General features: G+C 51.7%; 16 protein-coding genes. 9 read left to right on the top strand and 7 right to left on the bottom strand.

Going from position 1 to position 19,595, the window contains the following annotated elements:
• Window positions 1–386: 386 nt before the first annotated feature.
• The 6 genes from HCG48_RS17465 to HCG48_RS17440 all read left to right on the top strand — a co-directional run bounded on the left by HCG48_RS17465 (window position 387) and on the right by HCG48_RS17440 (window position 10,572).
• The gene (locus HCG48_RS17465; RefSeq protein ID WP_168570284.1) at window positions 387–977 is read left to right on the top strand and encodes a superoxide dismutase family protein; all 591 of its coding nucleotides are present in this window, start codon (window positions 387–389) and stop codon (window positions 975–977) included.
• 453 nt (window positions 978–1,430) lie between these two features.
• The gene (gene cfa / locus HCG48_RS17460) at window positions 1,431–2,552 is read left to right on the top strand and encodes a cyclopropane fatty acyl phospholipid synthase (protein WP_168570283.1); all 1,122 of its coding nucleotides are present in this window, start codon (window positions 1,431–1,433) and stop codon (window positions 2,550–2,552) included.
• A 446-nt stretch (window positions 2,553–2,998) separates the two neighbouring features.
• Window positions 2,999–8,284: an AAA family ATPase gene (locus tag HCG48_RS17455; RefSeq protein WP_210437069.1), complete on the top strand. Its 5,286-nt coding sequence runs from the start codon at window positions 2,999–3,001 to the stop codon at window positions 8,282–8,284.
• Between the two features lie 103 nt (window positions 8,285–8,387).
• Window positions 8,388–8,969 (top strand): slr1658 family protein, encoded by a 582-nt coding sequence (locus HCG48_RS17450; protein WP_168570282.1) that lies wholly within the window; start codon window positions 8,388–8,390, stop codon window positions 8,967–8,969.
• A 104-nt stretch (window positions 8,970–9,073) separates the two neighbouring features.
• On the top strand, window positions 9,074–9,415 hold the full coding sequence (locus HCG48_RS17445; RefSeq protein ID WP_168571947.1) for a slr1659 superfamily regulator: 342 nt from the start codon (window positions 9,074–9,076) through the stop codon (window positions 9,413–9,415).
• 155 nt (window positions 9,416–9,570) lie between these two features.
• Entirely contained in the window at window positions 9,571–10,572 is a 1,002-nt protein-coding gene (locus tag HCG48_RS17440) for a sensor histidine kinase (protein ID WP_168570281.1), read from the top strand.
• Between the two features lie 203 nt (window positions 10,573–10,775).
• Here the strand turns inward: HCG48_RS17440 and HCG48_RS17435 are convergent, their stop codons facing one another.
• On the bottom strand, window positions 10,776–11,969 hold the full coding sequence (locus HCG48_RS17435) for a TPR end-of-group domain-containing protein (RefSeq protein WP_168570280.1): 1,194 nt from the start codon (window positions 11,967–11,969) through the stop codon (window positions 10,776–10,778).
• Between the two features lie 103 nt (window positions 11,970–12,072).
• Complete coding sequence (locus tag HCG48_RS17430; protein ID WP_168570279.1) at window positions 12,073–13,647, bottom strand: tetratricopeptide repeat protein; 1,575 nt, start codon at window positions 13,645–13,647, stop codon at window positions 12,073–12,075.
• A gap of 205 nt (window positions 13,648–13,852) precedes the next feature.
• Here HCG48_RS17430 and HCG48_RS17425 point away from each other — a divergent pair, with 205 nt between their 5' ends.
• Window positions 13,853–14,707, top strand: coding sequence for a DUF3598 family protein (locus HCG48_RS17425; protein WP_168570278.1), 855 nt, complete (start codon window positions 13,853–13,855; stop codon window positions 14,705–14,707).
• On the opposite strand, the gene aat is transcribed toward HCG48_RS17425, so the two are convergent.
• Entirely contained in the window at window positions 14,704–15,285 is a 582-nt protein-coding gene (aat, locus tag HCG48_RS17420) for a leucyl/phenylalanyl-tRNA--protein transferase (protein ID WP_168571946.1), read from the bottom strand. The genes HCG48_RS17425 and aat overlap by 4 nt on opposite strands.
• A 138-nt stretch (window positions 15,286–15,423) precedes the next feature.
• Between aat and HCG48_RS17415 the strand changes: the two genes are divergently transcribed.
• Entirely contained in the window at window positions 15,424–15,753 is a 330-nt protein-coding gene (locus HCG48_RS17415; RefSeq protein ID WP_168570277.1) for a DUF8822 family protein, read from the top strand.
• Between the two features lie 98 nt (window positions 15,754–15,851).
• Here HCG48_RS17415 and rpsN read toward each other — a convergent pair whose 3' ends face one another.
• The 3 genes from rpsN to rseP all read right to left on the bottom strand — a co-directional run bounded on the left by rpsN (window position 15,852) and on the right by rseP (window position 18,115).
• Window positions 15,852–16,154: a 30S ribosomal protein S14 gene (rpsN, locus tag HCG48_RS17410; protein WP_168571945.1), complete on the bottom strand. Its 303-nt coding sequence runs from the start codon at window positions 16,152–16,154 to the stop codon at window positions 15,852–15,854.
• A gap of 77 nt (window positions 16,155–16,231) precedes the next feature.
• Window positions 16,232–16,885: an endonuclease III gene (nth, locus tag HCG48_RS17405; RefSeq protein ID WP_168570276.1), complete on the bottom strand. Its 654-nt coding sequence runs from the start codon at window positions 16,883–16,885 to the stop codon at window positions 16,232–16,234.
• Window positions 16,886–17,026: 141 nt separating this feature from the next.
• Entirely contained in the window at window positions 17,027–18,115 is a 1,089-nt protein-coding gene (gene rseP / locus HCG48_RS17400; RefSeq protein WP_168570275.1) for an RIP metalloprotease RseP, read from the bottom strand.
• 10 nt (window positions 18,116–18,125) lie between these two features.
• Here rseP and HCG48_RS25550 point away from each other — a divergent pair, with 10 nt between their 5' ends.
• Window positions 18,126–18,278: a hypothetical protein gene (locus HCG48_RS25550; protein WP_210437068.1), complete on the top strand. Its 153-nt coding sequence runs from the start codon at window positions 18,126–18,128 to the stop codon at window positions 18,276–18,278.
• On the opposite strand, the gene serS is transcribed toward HCG48_RS25550, so the two are convergent.
• A complete protein-coding gene (serS, locus tag HCG48_RS17395; protein WP_210437067.1) occupies window positions 18,258–19,541 on the bottom strand; it encodes a serine--tRNA ligase in 1,284 nt (427 codons plus the stop codon). The genes HCG48_RS25550 and serS overlap by 21 nt on opposite strands.
• Between the last annotated feature and the right edge of the window lie 54 nt (window positions 19,542–19,595).

Below are 19,595 nucleotides of genomic sequence, written 5' to 3'. Positions count from 1 at the left end.
ATATTTAAGGTTAATTTTTCGGTTTCGAGACTCGGATAAAAACATTTCCTCGTCTACCCGAGTTATCGAGGCGATCGACCGGAAGTTACGAGGCGATCGCTATCGAAATTTGTATCGAAATTAACCATTTTGTTTGGGTCTTGCCTATCTCTACTTTTCTAGTTTTTGTTCTCCTATAACGCTCTTCGGTTAGTGATAAGTTATGGGCAGAATCAAGCTGCTTTCGTATCTTTGATTACAAAATATTTCGTTTTATGAATTTTTTGCATATTCGAGATGCTATTCCCGAATAATGAGCCTCCATGGGCGATCGATCGCGCCCGATTCCCGAGTCCCGAGTCGCCAAACTCTAAAATGGTCACAATAATTCTTGAGAGATCTCAGCAATGAAATTTGTATTTCAACGCAGCCGACAGACGGCGATCGCCCTCGTATTTTGTTTGCTGACCTTCCTTTACGGTTGTGGCGACACCCAGGGGGGCGATCGCGTCTCCCAAAACCCCACTCGACCGACGGCTCAAGCAATTTTGATCGGTACGGAGGATCCGTCCAAAATCCTCGGCGAGGTCAATTTGGTGCAAACTCCCGAAGGCTTGCAAATTACCGCCCAAGTCCAACAGGCCCCGAGTGGACGACACGGGTTTCACATTCACGAAAACGGCAGTTGTGAAGAGAATGGGAACGCTGCCGGGGGACATTTCAACCCTAACGGGGTAAAACACGGTTTTATCGTCGAAGATGGCTTTGAAGCGGCCCATGCGGGGGATCTCGGCAATATCGAAATTGCGGAAGATGGCAGGGGTTCCTTGAGTTACACCGTTTCCGGGTTGACCTTGAGCGAGACTCAAACAGAGGGTCAATATGGGATCGGCGATCGCGCCTTCATCTTGCACGCCGATCCCGACGATTTCGGACAACCGACCGGGAACGCTGGCGGACGCATCGGTTGCGGTACCATTCAAATCAGCCAGTCCTGAAGGACTGTTGATAACATCAACATTAATAGCTCTGTTTGAGAGGAAGTGTTTTGTAGGGGTTTGGCGAGCAAACCCCTACAAGATTTTTTTATATTTTCTTTATAAACAGTCTTTTAACCGTCCTTTTAACCGTCATTCCGTCAACGAGGGAATCGACCTGGCGATTAGCTGCCGAAATCGAGAATGGCTATTTTCGGTCTTTTAAAAATCACTGCAATTTAATATATTCAATTAACAATATTTTCATTTAAAAATGCGTTAAAGATCGGCAATTCCTGACAAATTGCCCTTTATTTGAAAAAAATCTTGAAAAAATCCGGCGCCGGGAAATCGCAAGCTTAAACTGAAAATCGGTGGGGGGAGGTTTTCGCGCAAACAGTCGATCGTTGCGGTCTGAAATATCCCCCCAAAACACTCGACCGTCGAATTTCAAAGATTCAGGAAAACAGATAAATGTCCGATCGCAACCGGAAAGCTTACATTCAATCTGTCCTCGATCGCGCCGACATCAAAATTAACGGCGATCGCCCTTGGGACCTTCACATTTACGACGAGCGCTTTTACACCCGCGTCATTCGCGACGGATCGTTAGGATTGGGAGAATCTTATATGGATGCTTGGTGGGATTCTCCACAACTCGACGAGTTTTTTACCAAAGTGATGCGCGCCAAACTGTACGATACTCAAATAGCCAAAACCCCTGGATTTTATCTCGAATGGCTGCGGGGAAAATTCTTTAACTTGCAAAGTTTGGCGCGATCGTTTCACGTCGGCGAACATCATTATGACTTGGATAACGAACTCTATCAACTGATGCTCGATCGCCGCATGAACTACAGTTGTGCGTATTGGAAAAACGCCCAAACTTTAGACGAAGCCCAAGAAGCCAAACTCGATTTAATTTCTCAGAAATTACAACTCAAACCGGGCATGACCTTACTCGATATCGGTTGTGGTTGGGGCGCTTTAATGAACTACGCCGCCGAAAACCATGGCGTTTCTTGTGTCGGTTTGACTGTTTCTAAAGAACAAAAAGCCCTCGGCGAAAAATTGGGGGAAGGATTGAACGTTGAATTTTTATTGCAAGATTATCGAACTTTTAACGGTCAATTCGATCGCGTCGCCTCGATCGGGATGTTCGAGCATGTCGGACATAAAAATTATCAAGTGTTTATGGATGTCGTGCGCCGTTGTTTGAAAGATAACGGGTTGTTTCTCTTGCATACCATCGGGACGAATACGCCGAATTATGGCGAAGCTTGGTTAAATAAATATATCTTTCCCAACGGAATGTTACCGTCCCCCGGTCAAATTTCCAAGGCGGCGGAAGGGCGTTTAGTCGTGGAAGATTGGCATAATTTCGGCCAAGATTACGATCGCACGTTCGTGGCGTATTTTGAAAACTTCGATCGCAACTGGTCGATGCTCGAAGGGAAATATGGAGAAACCTTTTATCGCATGTGGAAATACTTTTTACTCTCTTACGCGGGAGCTTTTCGGGCTCGGGACTTGCAGTTGTGGCAAATTGTTTTTTCAAAAGAGGGGATTCTCGGAGGGTATGAATCCGTGAGGTAAGTTAACTCGATTCTGGAAAGATACGAAACAAGCGGCGATCGTATTTCCGCTCTTGACTAGAGATGCGATCGCCTCCTTATTCCCTAGGGGCAGGAATTTAGCCATCGAGTCCGTCACGGAAAGCATTGAGAATTGCTATATAATTTTTAAATATCTTTAATCTTTATAGCCGCGATCGCCGCGATCGATTACATTAATCAAGAGTCATTATTTTTATGCCAGTCATCTACGCTGGATCTTCGTACCTAACCGGATGGAGTCAGCTTATAGGGTTGCTTTATGCACTCGGAGATCGAGACCTTGAGGGATGGGGTGCTGACGAGGAAGAAGAAACGGGAGATCTCCGAGAAAAAATCATCATTGACGAGTCAACTGTCTTAAAGTTTCTCGATCGGATCTCATTGAGCCAAATATAAATAAAAATCAGACGAGCTTGGAGAGGAAATATGCTCATTGAAATGGCGGGTTACCGCGTCACCGAAAAGATCTATGAAAGTGCGGGGTCGCGAGTGTATCGCGGGTGGCGAGAACGGGACGAGTTACCCGTCGTTGTCAAAGTCATGAAAGACGAATATCCCAGTCCGGAAGCGATCGCCCAATACCGACGGGAATATGAAATTACGAAAAACTTCGAGCTCGAAGGCGTCGTTAAAACATTAGGACTGGAACAGTATAAAAATGGGTTGGCGATCGTTCTGGAAGACTTTGGGGCGCGATCGCTCAAAATTGCCCTGGAATCTCAACGGCTGTCCATTCGAGAGTTTTTCCCCCTGGCGATCGAAATTACCGAGATTCTCGGTCATATCCACCGTCAAAAAATTATTCATAAAGATATTAACCCCTCCAATATTTTGATCGAGCCGGGAAGCGGAAAAGTTAAAATTATTGATTTTGGGATTTCCAGCTTTTTATCGAAAGAAAATTCTACCGTTCGCAATCCCAACATTCTCGAAGGAACCCTCGCCTATATTTCCCCAGAACAAACCGGACGCATGAACCGAGCGATCGACTATCGCACGGATTTTTATTCTCTCGGCGTCACGTTTTACGAACTGCTCCTGGGACAATTACCGTTCGAGAGTAGCGATCCGATGGAACTGATCCACTGTCACATCGCGCGATCGCCCATTCCTCCCGATACCGTCAACCCTAAGATTCCCGGAATTCTCGCGGCGATCGTCATGAAACTGCTCGCCAAAACCGCCGAAGAACGCTATCAGAGTGCGTGGGGACTCAAAGCCGATTTAGAACGCTGTCGCGACGCGGTACAACACCAGGCGCAACCCTCCTCGTTTCCCCTGGGAGAACACGACGTTTCCGATAACTTCCAGATTCGCGAGCAACTCTACGGACGCGAAACCGAAGTCGCCACCTTACTCGCCGCCTTCGATCGCGTCGCCGCCGGAACCACGGAACTGATGCTCGTTGCCGGATTTTCCGGGATCGGTAAATCGGCCCTCGTCCAAGAAGTCCACAAACCGATCGTGCGCCAGCGCGGTTATTTTATTTCCGGGAAATTCGACCAATTCAAACGAAATATCCCCTTTGCGTCCCTCGTGCAGGCATTTCGCGACTTGATCCGCCAATTGCTCGCCGAAAGCGAAGCGCGGGTCGCCTATTGGAAAACCGAACTCTTAGAAGCCTTTGGCGGCGACGGTCAGGTGCTGATCGACGCGATCCCCGAAATCGAAGCGATCGTCGGACCGCAACCCCCGGTCGAACCGCTTTCGCCGACCGCCAGCCAAAACCGTTTTAACCGACTTTTTGGTAAATTTATTCGCGTTTTTACCCGCGCCGAACACCCTCTCGTTATTTTTCTCGACGATTTGCAATGGGCCGATAGTGCTTCGCTTAAATTGTTAGAATTACTCGTCAGCGATACGGATACTCGCTATTTATTTGCGATCGGCGCCTACCGAGATAATGAAGTCAGTCCGATTCATCCGTTGATGACGACATTAACCGATATTCGTAATGCGGGGGTGAATGTCAATCAAATTACGCTCAAACCCCTCGCTTTTGAGGATCTCAATCAATTAATTGCGGACGCGCTCAATACCTCCGGCGATCGCACCGCCGAACTGGCCCAATTACTCCTGGCCAAAACCCAAGGCAATCCCTTTTTTAGCAATCAATTTCTCAAGTCGATTTACGAAGAAAATATTCTCGAATTCGACTATCACCACGGAGTTTGGCAGTGGGATCTCGATCGCGTCCGCCAGATGGATGTCGCCGATAATGTGGTCGAATTTATGGCGGGAAAACTGCAAAAGTTTTCCCCGGAAACGCAACGAGTGTTGAAACTTGCCGCCTGTATTGGCAACCAATTCGACCTCGCGACGTTAGCGGTGGTCAATCAAAAATCTCTCGCCGAAACGGCGGGGGATTTATGGCAAGCTCTCGATGAAGGGTCGATCGTGCCACTGAGCGATAACTATCGCTTTTTTCAATATGCGGAAACGGCGGCAGTGTTCGGCGATCGCGATTTGGAAGTGACTTATAAATTTCTGCACGATCGCGTCCAACAAGCTGCATATTCTTTGATTGAGGAAAGTGAAAAACAAGCCACTCACTATCAAATCGGGCGCTTATTTTTACAGGCGATTAAAACGACGGAAGAATTAGAAGAAAACATCTTCGATTTAGTCAACCAACTCAATTACGGCAGCGATCGCCTCGACGACCCGGAAGAAAAAGCAGAACTGGCGCGCCTCAATTTACGCGCCGGACAAAAAGCGAAAGCCGCCACCGCTTACAATGCGGCGGTGAAGTATTTAAAGATCGGCCTGGATTTGCTGCCAGAGAATTGTTGGGATAGCGACTATGAATTTACGTTTAAATATTATCTAGAAACCGCAGAAGCGGAATATTTAAACACGAATTTCAAAGCGTCGGAAGCCTTGGCCAAACAGATCGAAGAACGGGCGATCGGCAGGGGCGATCGCGTAAAAGTAGACGAGCTAAAAATGCAAATCTACATGGCCGAATCGCAAATGATCGCCACGATCGAAACAGGTTTAGACGCCCTCGATCGCCTCGGGATCGAAATGTGGCAAGGCAGTGCGGTTCCCGAATTACCTCCGGTGAACGATGTCGCCGACTTACCGGAAATGACCGATCCCGATCGCCTCGCCGCCATGAGAATTTTAGTGACGATGGCTCCCGCCGCTTACGTCGCCAAACCGGAGGTGTTGCGTCAGGCGATTTTAACCATGGTGCAACTGTCTCTCGAAAGCGGTTATTCCGCCTTATCCGCTTACGCTTATGCAGTTTACGGCTTGTTATTGTGCGGGGCGATCGGGGAATTAGACAAAGGCTATAACGCGGGCAAACTGGGGCTGATGCTCCTCGATAAATTCCACAGTAAAGCCTTACAGTGTAAAGTTCATTTTCTCTTTAACGTCTTCATTCGTCACTGGAAAGAACCGACGCGCAATACGCGAGAACCCCTGAAAAAAACCGTACAAATTGGGGTGGATACGGGAGATTTAGAATATGCCAGTTTTGCCGCCCAAAATTACTGTTATTTTATGTTTTCGGCGGGGGAACCCCTGCCGTTGTTGGAAGAACAACAACGGCATTATGTCGAGTTTATCGAGAAAGTCAAACAGCGATATTCGATCGGCAATGCGTTGATTTGGCGTCAGTGCAGTTTGAATTTATTGGGTCAAAATGAGGATCCGTGTCGGCTGGTCGGAGAAAGTTTTAATGAAGACGAAATGACCGCCGTTTATCGAGAAACGAACAATCGCAGTTCCCTGCTGCACGTCCACACGGCGAAAGGGATTCTCAATTATTTATTTGGGGACGACGAGACGGCGATCGCCTGTTTGAGCGAAGCCGAACAATATTGGACCGCCGGACTCGGTTCGATTGTCAACGTGACCCGGATTTTATTTCATTCCTTAAGCCTGTTGGCGGTTTACGATCGCGCCTCGGAGGGCGATCGCGCGGCGTATCGAGCCAAAATCGAGCAAAATCAGGCGCAATTGCAGCGCTGGGCCAGTGCGGCTCCGGAAAATTACCAGCACAAGTGGGAGTTAGTCGAAGCAGAACGGGCTCGGGTGTTCGGGGATCCGCTTCGAGCGATGGAAAGCTACGATCGCGCGATCGCCGCCGCTTTAAAAATTAACTACAACCACGATGCGGCGGTGGCCCGCGAATGCGCCATGCGGTTTTATCTGGCGCGCGGTCACGAGACGATCGCCCGCGCTTACGCCCTCGACGCCCATTATGCTTATCTACAGTGGGGCGCCAAGGCTAAAGTCGCCCAGTTCGAGCAACAGTACCCTCAATTTTTCAGCAATGCGCGATCGCAGGGAAGCCGTCTCCAACGCAGCACGGCTACCTTATCCCATTCCACCACCGGGTCTCATTCCGGAGAAGTCTTGGATTTAGGGACGATTCTCAAAGCGTCGCAAGCCATTTCCGGCGAAATCGTCCTCGAAAAACTGCTCTCGAAATTAATCGAACTGATTTTAGAAAATGCCGGAGCTCAACGGGGGGTCTTGATCCTCGCCGAGGAGGATCGGCTCAAAATTCAAGCCTCCGGAGATGCGGAAACCGGGGCGATCGCCGTGTTGCAAGGAACGGACGTAGCCAGCAGCGACGACCTCCCCCAGGCGATCGTCAATTACACCACCCGCACCTTAGAAGATGTGGTCTTGGCGGACGCCACCGAAGCCGAGCAGTTCGCGACCCAGCCGTATATCCTCCGGGAACGACCGCGATCGATTTTGTGCGCGCCGATCCTCAACCAAGGCAAACTCGTGGGATTGGTGTATTTGGAGAATAATTTAACCACGGACGCCTTTACCCCCGATCGCCTGGAAGTGGTCAAAGTCCTGTCCGCACAAGCGGCAATTTCGATCGAAAATGCCTTGCTGTACCGCACGTTGGAGCGCAAGGTCGAAGAACGCACGGCCCAGTTAGCGCAAGCGAACCGGGAAATTACCGTCCTCAACGAGCGCTTGAAGGCGGAAAACCTGCGCATGGCGGCAGAACTCGACATCACCCGCCAGTTGCAGCAGATGATCTTGCCGAATGCGGAAGAACTCAGCCAGATCGAAGGTCTCGATATCGCCGGATTCATGCAACCCGCCGACGAGGTGGGAGGGGATTATTACGACGTCTTGCAACACGGCGGACGGGTGAAAATTGGCATCGGCGACGTGACGGGTCACGGGTTGGAAAGCGGGATGTTGACGATTATGGTCCAAACGGCGGTGCGGACGTTGTTGACCAATGGGGAAGCGGATCCGGTTCGCTTTTTGGATGCGATCAATCGCACGATTTTTAATAACGTGGCGCGGATGAATTCGGATAAAAATTTATCGTTGGCGCTGCTCGATTACGCCGATCGCAAGTTACGCTTGAGCGGACAACACGAGGAAGTTTTGGTCATTCGTACGGGGGGGGCGATCGAACGGATCGATACCATCGATCTGGGATTTCCGATCGGTTTAGATGACGAAATTGCCGATTTTATTGGCGAAATGGAAATTGAGTTAAATCCCGGCGATACGGTGGTACTCTACACCGACGGGATTACGGAGGCGGAAAATCTCGAAGGGGTGCAATATGGAATCGATCGCCTGTGTGAGGTGTTGGTGCGTCATGCGGCCCGATCTGCCGAGGAAATCCGTCAGGAAGCGATCGCCGATGTTTTGAACCATATTGGAGAACAAAAGATTTTTGACGATCTTACCTTGCTCGTTCTCAAACAAAATTGAAACATCGAAGGGGGATCGATAGGAGTGAGGTTCGCTGACGAGTTGTCCCGAAATTGGGGAATTTGGGCGCTCGCAAATGAGTCTAACTGAAAGGAAAACGTCCATGATGCGGATATATGGAGAGTTTGTCGAGCCGTTACCTCCGAGTGGGGAAGAGTTGAGTATCAGTTTTTTCCCAGATCCGACGGCGATCGCCCCTCAATGGCGCTCTCAACCCCTCTCGGCAGACGTTTTAGCCGATTACCTGAATCGTTTTTTTACCGATTCGTCCGGCGATCTCGATCTGCGTGCCAAACGAGCAGAAATTCAATGTGCGGTCAGTTATATTGCCAACGAGTTATTGGAAAATGCGATTAAGTTTCATCACCGAGACAGCGTACAGCCGATTTCGATTCAGGTGCGCGTCCGAGGCGATCGCCTCATTTTTTTAGTCAGTAACAGTATCGATTGCTTCAAAATGGAGCGGTTCCAAGAATTTATCGAAAAAACCCTCAACTCGGACCCTCACGAACTTTACATCCATCAAGTTGAAAAAAATGCGGCAGACGAGAGTAATAATAGTTCTGGCTTGGGATATCTGACGATTATGGTCGATTATATGGCTAGGATAGGATGGAAGTTCGAGACCCTCCCCAACGATGCCCCCTTGATTCGCGTGACGACGATGGTGCAGTTGTTCCTTTAGATCCCTCGCCGCGCGATCGCCACTGCAGGGGGAACGGCTCGATTGGCCCTTGACCCTTTGTTAACTCTTCCAGACGACTCATGGCTACTCCCGAACCCGACACGATGGAAATTAAAAACGAAGACTACAGCGTCGTTTACGACCCCGCAGACACTACCGTGAACTTTCAAGGATCCCTGCGCTTGAGCGGAATGCCGGAATATGCGCCGATTGTCGAGTTGCTCGATCGCACCCTGGAGACGAACCCGGACTGTATTACTTTAAATTTGGAAAAACTCGAATTTCTCAATAGTTCCGGGATTAATGTCCTCTCTAAGTTCGTGATTAAAGTCCGTCAAAAAAAGACGGTTCGCACGATCGTTCGCGGCAACCAAAATATTCTGTGGCAGGCAAAATCCCTCAAGAACTTAAAGCGTTTAATGCCGTCTCTCCAATTGGAATTGTAATCGGCAATTACTCTTGGGCGGCGATCGTCGCCGTCTGCACTCGTAGGCGCGCCATCGGTAGAGGTTTTTGAGGCGATCGCCCCGACGGTTTTCTATTTATTTGAAAAGTTAACTGACTGACCATTGATTAAAAAGATGAGGTATCGGTAAAAGTTATGGAGGACGAAAAAAGACCCCAAGAATCGCTCGCCTTGGAAGTTCGCCAACTGCGCGAGCAAGTCCGCCAGTTACGACAAGAAAAAAACGATTTAGAGATTTTATTAGAAAACACGATCGAACATTCGGATTTTATCGAAAATGAGTTATTAAAAGCCAAGGAGGCCGCCGAACTCGCCAATCGAGCGAAAAGTGAGTTTTTGGCGAATATGAGTCACGAACTGCGGACTCCGTTAAGCGGCATTCTCGGCTATGCCGAACTGTTGGTAGAAGATGAAAATCTGACCGAAGATCAAAAAAGCGATCTGAATAAAATTCACGAATGCGGCCAACATTTATTAAATCTGATTTCCGATATTTTAGATTTGGCCAAAATCGAAGCACGTCGCTTGGAATTAGAAACAGCAACTTTTAATTTTCCCGCTTTCGTCCAAAATCTCGGGGATTTATTCTCGATGCGATCGGATCGAAAAAACATTCATTTTAATTGCAATCTTTATTCTTCTTTACCCCTTAGAGTGCGCGGCGATCGCAAGCGAGTCCGGCAAATTTTACTCAATTTATTAAGTAACGCGGTTAAATTTACCGAGTCGGGAACGGTCACCCTCAATGTCGGTTATTTGAATCAATTGGGAGAATGGGAAGGGGAAAATGAAGAAACTAGTCACCTCGCCGAACGCCAGCGAATACGCTTTGAAGTGATCGATACCGGAATGGGAATTCCCGAGGAAAAAATCGAAGAAATTTTTCTGCCGTTCCGACAAATAAAAAATCAAAAATCTTCGGAAGAAGGCACCGGATTGGGGTTGACGATTACTAAAAAGTTAGTGGAACTCATGAATGGTGAAATTGTCGTGACCAGTCAGCTAGGACGGGGAACCATGTTTTCCGTCGAGTTTTGCCTTCCAGAAGTGATAGACTATCAAGATAGTTACGAATTGACTTCGGAAGCGTTTAAATCGGCAAAGATGTTTTCATCTCCCTATCCAGAAGAGAGTTAAAACTTTAAAATAAGAAAGTTAAACGCAGTGATTTTCTTGGGTCACCTTACGATTAGACTTTTTGCATCATTGCTGTTGCATCATGAGAGAAAAATCCCCCTAAAAAAGGGGGGTTTACAATTGGTTGTACAATTTCGCCAGCAATCTAATTTCTATTCATAAGGTTCTCGGATTCCTAGGGGGAAGGCGATCGCATCGCGCCCTTAAATTTCTCGCACCAAATTATCGAAAGCTTCCGTTTCACGAACGCAATCAAAATCCGGATTGGTTTGAATTAAATCACGAATTTGAGGGTTGAGCGCGATCGCCCGTTTGAGATTGTCCACCACCATATCGACATCATTTTTTAACGCATAGCACCGGGCTTTTCCATACCAGGGATCGGACTGTTCGGCATGAACGCGAATCGCTTTATTATAAGAAGAAATCGCCTCGTCATATTGTTGTAATTCCGTCAGGGCAACCCCGCGACCCAACCAGGCATCGTAACAGTCGGGATCGACTTGGGTAGCGCGTTCGTACATTTCCAACGATTGTTGATATTTCCCTTCGTGGAATAACTCGAATCCTTGTTTGAGATACAGTCCGAACACTTCGCGAAAGGGTTCGCCGACTTTATTTTGCATTTTCATCGACTCTTCGAGGGTATTGCGCGCCTCGTTGAGCAAGTTTTGGGTGGCTAACGCCATCGAAATCAGCTCGTTGAGTTGGGCGTTTTTCTCTTCTGCCGGATTCGGTAACATCGGGGCTAAAGCGCTTTCTGAAGGGCGATCGCCCCCGCCGATCAATTCGGCTTCGATTTCGGCTTTTAACTCCTGTCCGATTTGTTCTTTAACTTCATTGACGATGCGATCGCCGATGCTGCGTCGCAACAGCCAAATTCCGAATACGGTTGCGGCAATGGGAAACAGGGTCAGGGCAATTAATAAGGTATTGAGCGGACTCATAGCCCGGGTGAAGGCGCGATCGACTTCCGCTTGAATTTGTTCTTGAAGCTGAGGATCGGCGATCGCCGCATCTGCGGCGGGGGTTGCTTCCGGTTCCGGGGCCGATAGGGACTGGGCCGGAGTGGCTTCGGACGCGGCGGGGGTGGCGGTGGGCGCAGGACTCGGAGACGCCGTAGGTTGGGTCGTCGGCGAGGCGGTCGGACTCGGAGACGCCGTAGGTTGGGCCGTCGGCGAAGCGGTCGGACTGGTCAGGGGTCTCGGCGGTGGGGGCGGGGTTTGCGCGGTTGCGGAACCGACGCACACCGCGATCGCGGCGAGGGTCAAACTGCCGTGTTTGAGCCAGTTGAGGGGAATGCGAACCCGGGGGACAACACCGACCGCAGACCGACGCCGTGCGGTCGCAGGGGTGAGAGATGCCGTAGAGTTGGCGGCGCAGGGGTTGATGGTCATGAAAATCTCACCTGTGGATAGATCGACGATTTCACAAGTCTGCCATTAATCTAGAAGATTTTCGGAACCTCTGGGAAGACGGGGAGGCGATCGCCCCTCGTTTTCACCCGGTGAGGATTTCCCAAAATCGTTCGTCTTGGCGGATCGGTTCTAAAAAGGGATCTTCCGTGGCGAGCGATCGCAAACCTTCCCGGTCGAGACCCATGGCCCGCTCTAAATAGTCGATCGCCAACGCGCCATTTCCCTGACGGGCGTACAATCGAGCGAGAGCATAGTGCAGATGTGGCGCCTTCGGCTGCTGTTGCAAGGCGCGATCGTAAGCGGCGATCGCCTCGGGATAGACCCCCGTTTCTACTAAGGCTTGGCCTAAATCTCCCCAAATTCGAGGGTCGTTTTCTTGTAATTTTAAGGCTTGTTTGTAGGCGCGAATGGCGATTTCGTAGCGCTTGAGATGGGTCAGGGCCACCCCGCGCAGATACCAGGCTTCGGCAGCATCGGGATCGATCGCGACGGCTTTGTCATAGCATTCGATCGCCTCTTCATAGCGATTTAACGCCACCATCGCCCGACCGCGTTCGACCCAGGCTTCCGGATAGTCCGCCTGGTAGTGAATTGCTTGTTCGTAGCAAAAGTTGGCTTCGTCGTGGCGTCCGAGTTGGGCGAGGGTTTTGCCGCGATCGTACCAGGCTTGCGGATAATCCGGTTTGAATAATAAGGCGCGATCGATGCAAATTAGCGCTTCTTCGTACTGTTCCACCGCCGCCAGGGCCACGCCGCGATCGTGCCACGCTTCAAAATATTCTTTATTTAAATCCGTCGCCCGTTCGTAGGAGGCGATCGCGTCTAGATAGCGCTGTAATTGCATCAAGGCCCCGCCGCGATTGTGCCAAGCTTCCGCATAGTTGGGCTTGATGCGTAAGGCTTCGTCATACGCCGCGATCGCCGCTTCGTACTGTTCCAGGTGAAATAAGGCACTGCCGCGATTGCTCCAGGCTTGGTGATAATCTCCTTTGAGTTGGATCCCTCGGTCGTAAGCGGCGATCGCCGCTTCGTAACGACCCTCGAAAAACAGTTGATTTCCCTGTTTTACCCAGTCCATCGCCGTTCCTTCTCGGTCTTTTTCGGCAACCTCCAAGGGTTCCGGCGTTGACGATCGGGCCGTCTGTGGCGATTGTAGGGTCGTGGGGGTTCCTTTGCCCAAGGGCGACCCGGGGGCAGTTTCCGGACGATCGTTGGCGCGTTCGAGGCGATCGAGGGACTGCTGTCCTTCCCGGATGGCGCTTTGCAGTTGCACCAGCGTATCGGCTTTGAGGCTTTCGATTTCCGCTTTGTAATGCTCCACTTGACGGTGCAAGTCGGCGAAGATTCGCCACACCCCGATCGCCGCGATTGCGGGCAACACGGCGAGGGCGACGAGTAAAGCGTAAATGGGATTGGTATTGCGGGTAAAGGCGCGATCGACCTCTTCGCGGACCAGTTCGCGCAGGGGTTCGCGACCGTCGGCGGGCCGTCGGACAAACGGTTCGAGATCTTCCCCGGTCGTCGTCGAGGTTGGGGGATTTTGGGCGATCGCGGGGGCGGGGGTCGGCAGCGCGACGCCGCTACAGGCGATCGCCAGACCCGCACACCAACTTGCCAACCACAATCCCACGACAACTTTGCCCGTTCTGCGTTTCATCAAAAATTCCGAATCGATACCACTTGCGACCTTAGTTTATTATTGCCGCCTTGCGGGCGATCGGGTCGATACCCATTTCTCCCGTTCAATTTATATATAAAATAATTGATATTCCTAGATTTTAGACGATCGCCTGCCCCGATCGCCTCAACTCCCCTACAATCGATGACGATCGCTAGAATCAAATCGGAGAAAACACCAGCACATGGGCAATCAATGGGATAATTTCCTGCACAATCTCGGACGATGGCAAGGATCGTTCGCCCAATTTTCGCCGGAAGGGGAAGCCTTGAGCGAAACGCCGACCCTGCTCCTCCTCGAAGGTTTGGAGAACGACGAGCGCGCCCGTTTGACCCTGCAACGGTTTGCTCCCGGCGCCCGTCCGGGGGCGGACGAACCTGTCAGCGAACTGGTGCGCGAATATCGATCGTTCGGGCGCGATATCCTCTTTTTCGATGACGGCGCTTTCTCTCAAGGGACGATCCAACTCGGTCCGTTTTCGGAATTTGGCGCTGAATTCGGCTTTGTAGACGAGAATCGCCGCCTGCGTTTGGTGGAACTGTTCGCGCCGGAAGGACACCTCAAAAATTTGACCCTGATTCGCGAAAGTCGTGCGGGGTCTGAGGCGGTGGAGAGTCCCCCTCTGAAGCTGGAGCAGTTATTGGGAACGTGGGAAGGAACGGCCCAAACCCTTTATCCGGATTGGCGGAGTGCCGACGTGATGCAAACGAGGTTGGTGTTGGAGGCGATCGCCCCCTCTCAAGTCCGCCAAACTCTTTCATTTACCGTCGGGTTGCAAAACGGTCAAATCGAGTCGATCGCCTCGATCGAGGGCGATCGCTTGCACTTTGAGGGGGGTTCTCGCCCGACGTCGGTGTTACTGTTACCGGGGGGCGCTTCGGCGACCTTCCCGGTGAAGGTAGAGCGCAGACAGTCGTTTTTTATCGAGGCGGGTTGGTTGGTGCGACCGAATTACCGTCAGCGCTTGATTCGCCGTTATAGCGATCGCGGCGAGTGGGAAAGTTTGACTCTGGTGGGCGAGCGCAAAATCGACATTTAAGGGAGAAAACTGCATTGGGTGGCGATCGCCCGGGCGAGCAAGTCGTCGTATTCCTCGGCGGCGATCGTGTACGCCCCAAACCGTTCGAGGTGGGGGTTGTTCATTTGGGCGTCGAATAAGACAAACCCGCGCGATCGCAAATGTTCCACCAATTTGACCATCGCCACTTTCGACCCGTCCGGGATCTTGAAAAACATCGATTCGCCGATAAAGGCGCCGCCGATCGCTAAACCTAAAATCCCTCCGGCGAGACGATCGCCCTGCCAGGTTTCAAAACTGTGGGCCCACCCGTGTTGGTGTAATTGCCAGTAAATTTCCTTGAGATCGTCGCAAATCCACGTCGTCTCGCGATCGGCGCAGCCTTCGATCGCTCCCCGGAAGTCGCGATCGATCGCCGTCGCGAAGCGCTCTTGATTGAGCACTCGTCGTAACGATTTCGGATAGCGAAAGCGATCGTCTAGGGGAACCAACGCTCGGGCGTTACTCGTGTACCAGGCTAACTCTCCATCGGGATCGTTAGCCATCAGAAAATAGCCCCGGGCATATCCCCGAATAATTGCAGGTATGTCGAACTCCATCAATGGCGCCGTCAGATTGGATCGAATGCGGTTTGCGGGAGTGGCGATCGCCCCAGAGGGCAAAAACTCAGACCCACTGCCCGTTCGGCGAGATATGCTGTAGGATCGAAAAAATCCTGAAGTCACCTCATAGAGTCGATGGCCGAACCGATTCAACCGATCGCCTTACCTCCTGCCGAAAACCCCGCTCAGGAAGGCGAATGGTTAAAAGCTGCTTTACATCAGTGGCTCGATCGCGAATTCCTCCCCGAACCGATCAACGAAGAGATCGCCCAGCGAGCATCGCAAATCTTCGTGCGTCAGCGCATGGAGGGTCAAAACGACTTAGGCTCCCTCGTGATCGCGATCGTCACGGAAATGGAGGGGTTTGACTTTTCGAGAAGTTTTTACGGCGAATTTGCGATCGCCAACGCCGTGAGCGATCTGCTGCTCGACAGTTTAGGGATCGACCGTTGTTGCGGTCAGTAAGCTCACCCCGCTAACACGAGCCACTCACGAGAAGAGGAAGGCTGAAATTATACCAGCTTCAGCCTACATCCTCCACGCCTAACCCTCTTCCAACAGGCTTACCAGCTCGACTTGACCACGCCGGGTAACAGCCCTTCGTGAGCCATTTCGCGAATCGCATTGCGAGACAGACCGAAATCGCGATAGTAGCCTCTCGGACGACCCGTCATCCAACAACGATTGCGGTGGCGCGTGCGGGAGCTGCTGCGCGGCAGCCGTTGTAACTTGCGGTGGATCTCCATTTTCTCCGCCGCCGTTTCCGCTTTAGCGAACTGTTCTTTGAGTTCGGCACGCTTTTCGGCATACTTCTCGATCAGACGTTCGCGCTTTTTCTCGCGCTCGATCATCGACTTTTTAGCCATACTTTGTCCCAGTGTAAAAAAAGACAGCATCTTCCATCATATCCGATCGCGCCGAAAAGACGAGGGGGTCAACCGGGTTAAATCTCTGCCGCCGGACATAAATCTGCCAGCAAACAGCGCCCACACTCGGGCTGGCGCGCCTTACACACCGCCCGCCCGTGGTAGATCAGCCGGATCGACCAATTTTCCCAATCTTCTTGAGGCACTAAGCGAATCAAATCCCGCTCGACTTTGACCGGATCGCTCTGTTCGGTCAGTCCCAAGCGCTTGCTGAGCCGTTTGACGTGGGTATCGACGGTCACCCCTTGATTGATTCCGTAGGCGTTGGCGAGGACCACATTCGCGGTTTTGCGGGCCACTCCGGGCAATTCGAGCAGCAGTTCCATGCGTTTGGGAACTTCTCCGTTAAATTTTTCGGCGATCGCCCGACAAGCCCCTCGAATATTCTTGGCTTTATTGCGATAAAATCCCGTCGATCGCACCAAGGTTTCCAACTCGCCCAACTCCGCCCCCGCCAGGGCCTCGGCATCGGGAAAGCGGGCAAAGAGAGCCGGGGTCACTTGGTTGACGCGATCGTCCGTACATTGCGCCGACAACATCGTAGCGACGAGCAACTGTACCGGAGTCTCGTAATTGAGGGTACAACACACTTGGGGATATTCGCGCTTGAGCCGAATCAGAATTTCTAAGGCGCGCTGTTTTTTGCTCGAAAGTTTGTGAGTGATGTTCATGACGAAGCTCGCAGAGGGTAAAGTCGTCGGACTCCCGATGAAGTGAGAATCCCCGTACCTTGAGGTCGGGGACTGTCAACAGCAGTGGAGTATGGGGAGTGAGGCGGGATTTCGCCCACTTCTGACCCCCACTCGATCGCCCTATTCCAACAACTTCTGCACCCAATCCAATTGGGCGGTATCGCGAATAATCAGGAAGATCCCCAAACCCAATAACAACATCAATCCGGTTTGCATGACCCCATCTTGAATGTGGGTGGGTAAGGGTTTACCCCGAACCCCTTCGATCGCCAGAAACGCCAACTGACCGCCATCGAGGGCTGGAAGGGGCAGAATATTGATAATCGCCAGGTTGATACTAATTAATGCCGCAAAGCGGAACAAGTTTCCCGCATCGGATTTGGCGATATCGGCGCCAATGGCGACAATTGCCACCGGACCGGAGACTTGGTCGGCGGTTTCGCTGAAATTGCGAATCAATTGGGCGAATCCTTGGGCGGTGAGTACGGAGATTTCCTGAAATTCGGCGGCCCCGGAGGCTAAGGCGCCGAATAAATTATCGGCCCGACGCCGCACGATCTTGCCGTTGGGGGCGAGGCGCACGCCGATAATGCCCTGACCGTCCTCACTGCGGTCGGGGGTAATGTCGAGGGTTAAAATTTGCTCTTCCCGTTGGACTTGCAGTTGGATGGTTTGTTGGGGGTGGGTTTCGATCGCCTTTTTAAAGGCTTGAATGGCTTTGGGCGATCGCCCTAAATCCCGTCCGGCGGCGGCGAGAATGATATCTTCCGCTTCCAACCCCGCCCGTTCGGCGGCGGAGTTGTCCGTCACGACATCGGCAATTAAGACGCCGGGTTCGTAGTTGATGTCTTGAACCCCGACGGTGGCGACTTGGCCGACGAGGAGAAAGTAGGCAAAGATTAAATTAGCGATCACTCCGGCGCTGATGACGATCGCCCGATCCAGAATCGGACGATTTCGCAATAAGTTGGGGTCGTCCGGGGGAATTGTACTTTCGGGGTCGTCGTCGGGAAAGCCGACAAATCCTCCCAATGGAAAGCCGCGTAGGGCGTACTCGGTTTCCGGGCCTTGGTACTTCCACAGGATCGGCCCGAAGCCAATCGAGAAGCGATTGACGTGAATCCCTTGAAGGCGGGCGGCCATGAAGTGGCCGAGTTCGTGGACGAAGATCAGAACTGCCAGAACTGCGATCGCTGCCAAAACCGACATAGATAAATAAATGAAAACTTATATACTTCTGTTTGTTTATTCTAGTCGGTTGGGGAGAGCTCGCCGAATCGCGATCGCCGAATGGCTGGCGCGATCGCCCCGTTTCGACCCTTCCACCGCCCCGTCCGAACGGGCATGTATTTTACAAAACTTCCCGTTTTAAATACGGTTGCAGCACCTCTGGCACTCGGATCGTACCGTCGGCAAGCTGGTAATTTTCTAAAATAGCTGCCATCGTGCGACCGATCGCCAATCCGGAACCGTTGAGGGTATGCACGAAGCGCGTCCCTTTCTTTCCCGGTTCCTTAAAGCGAATTCCGGCCCGTCTGGCTTGGAAGTCGCCGCAGTTGGAACAGCTCGAAATTTCTCGATACTTACCCGACGAAGGCAACCACACTTCTAAGTCGTAACATTTGCGGGCGCTGAAGCCGAGGTCGCCGCTACACAGTTCCAAAACCCGATAGGGCAGTTTCAACGCCTGTAAAATCGCTTCCGCATCCTGCACCAAGGATTGATGTTCGGCTTCGGAGGTGTCCGGGTGGACGAGTTTAACCAATTCGACTTTATTAAATTGATGCAGGCGAATTAAACCTCGGGTATCCTTGCCGTAGGCGCCCGCTTCGCGCCGGAAACAGGGGGTATGGGCGCAGTGGTAGATCGGCAAGTCTTCGGCTTGGAGGATTTCGTCGCGATAGAGATTGGTGACGGGGACTTCGGCGGTGGGAATCAGCCAGAGGTCGTCCGCATCGCATTTAAAGCTTTCTTCGGCGAATTTCGGTAACTGCCCGGTCCCGCGCAAGGTGTCGCTGTTGACGAGCAAGGGCGGAATCACTTCGAGATATCCGGCTTCGATTTGGCGATCGAGCATGAAGGCAATCAGGGCGCGTTCGAGGGCGGCGCCGTTGCCGACTAAGCTGATAAAACGGCTTTGGGCGACTTTGACGGCGCGTTCGGTGTTGAGGATGCCCATTTGCTCGGCAATTTCCCAGTGGGGGCGGATCCGTTCCGGATTCGAGGGCAGATATTCGTCGCCCCAGCGTCGGACTTCGACGTTTTCGGCTTCGCTTTTGCCGAGGGGGGTGGACTCGTCGGGTAAGTTGGGCAGGTCGAGTAATTGCCGTTCGAGTTCGGCTTTGAGTTGGCGTTCTCGCGGTTCGAGTTCGGCGATTTGGGTTTTAATTTGATTGCCTTCTTCTTTGAGGGCGAGGATGTCCGGGTCTTGAGGTTTGCTGCCGGACTTCATTTTTTGGCCGATCGTTTTGCCAATTTCGTTACTGCGGGCTTGCAGTTGCGATCGCTCGGTTTCCAAGTCCCGTTGTTGGCGGTCTACGGCGAGAAGGGGGGCGAGGTCGTACTCGTCGCTGCGTCGTTTGAGGAGATCGAGAATGGCGTCCGATCGATCCCGAATTTGCTTGAGGTCCAGCACGGATATTTTCCCGGTTATCGTGTTGTTTTGAATCGTGTTGTTTTGACAATCTAT

It is taken from the genome of Oxynema aestuarii AP17 (assembly GCF_012295525.1).
Taxonomy (GTDB): Bacteria; Cyanobacteriota; Cyanobacteriia; order Cyanobacteriales; family Laspinemataceae; genus Oxynema; species Oxynema aestuarii.
The sequence above is the reverse complement of the archived record's forward strand: the minus strand, read 5'-3'. Positions and strand labels throughout refer to the sequence as shown.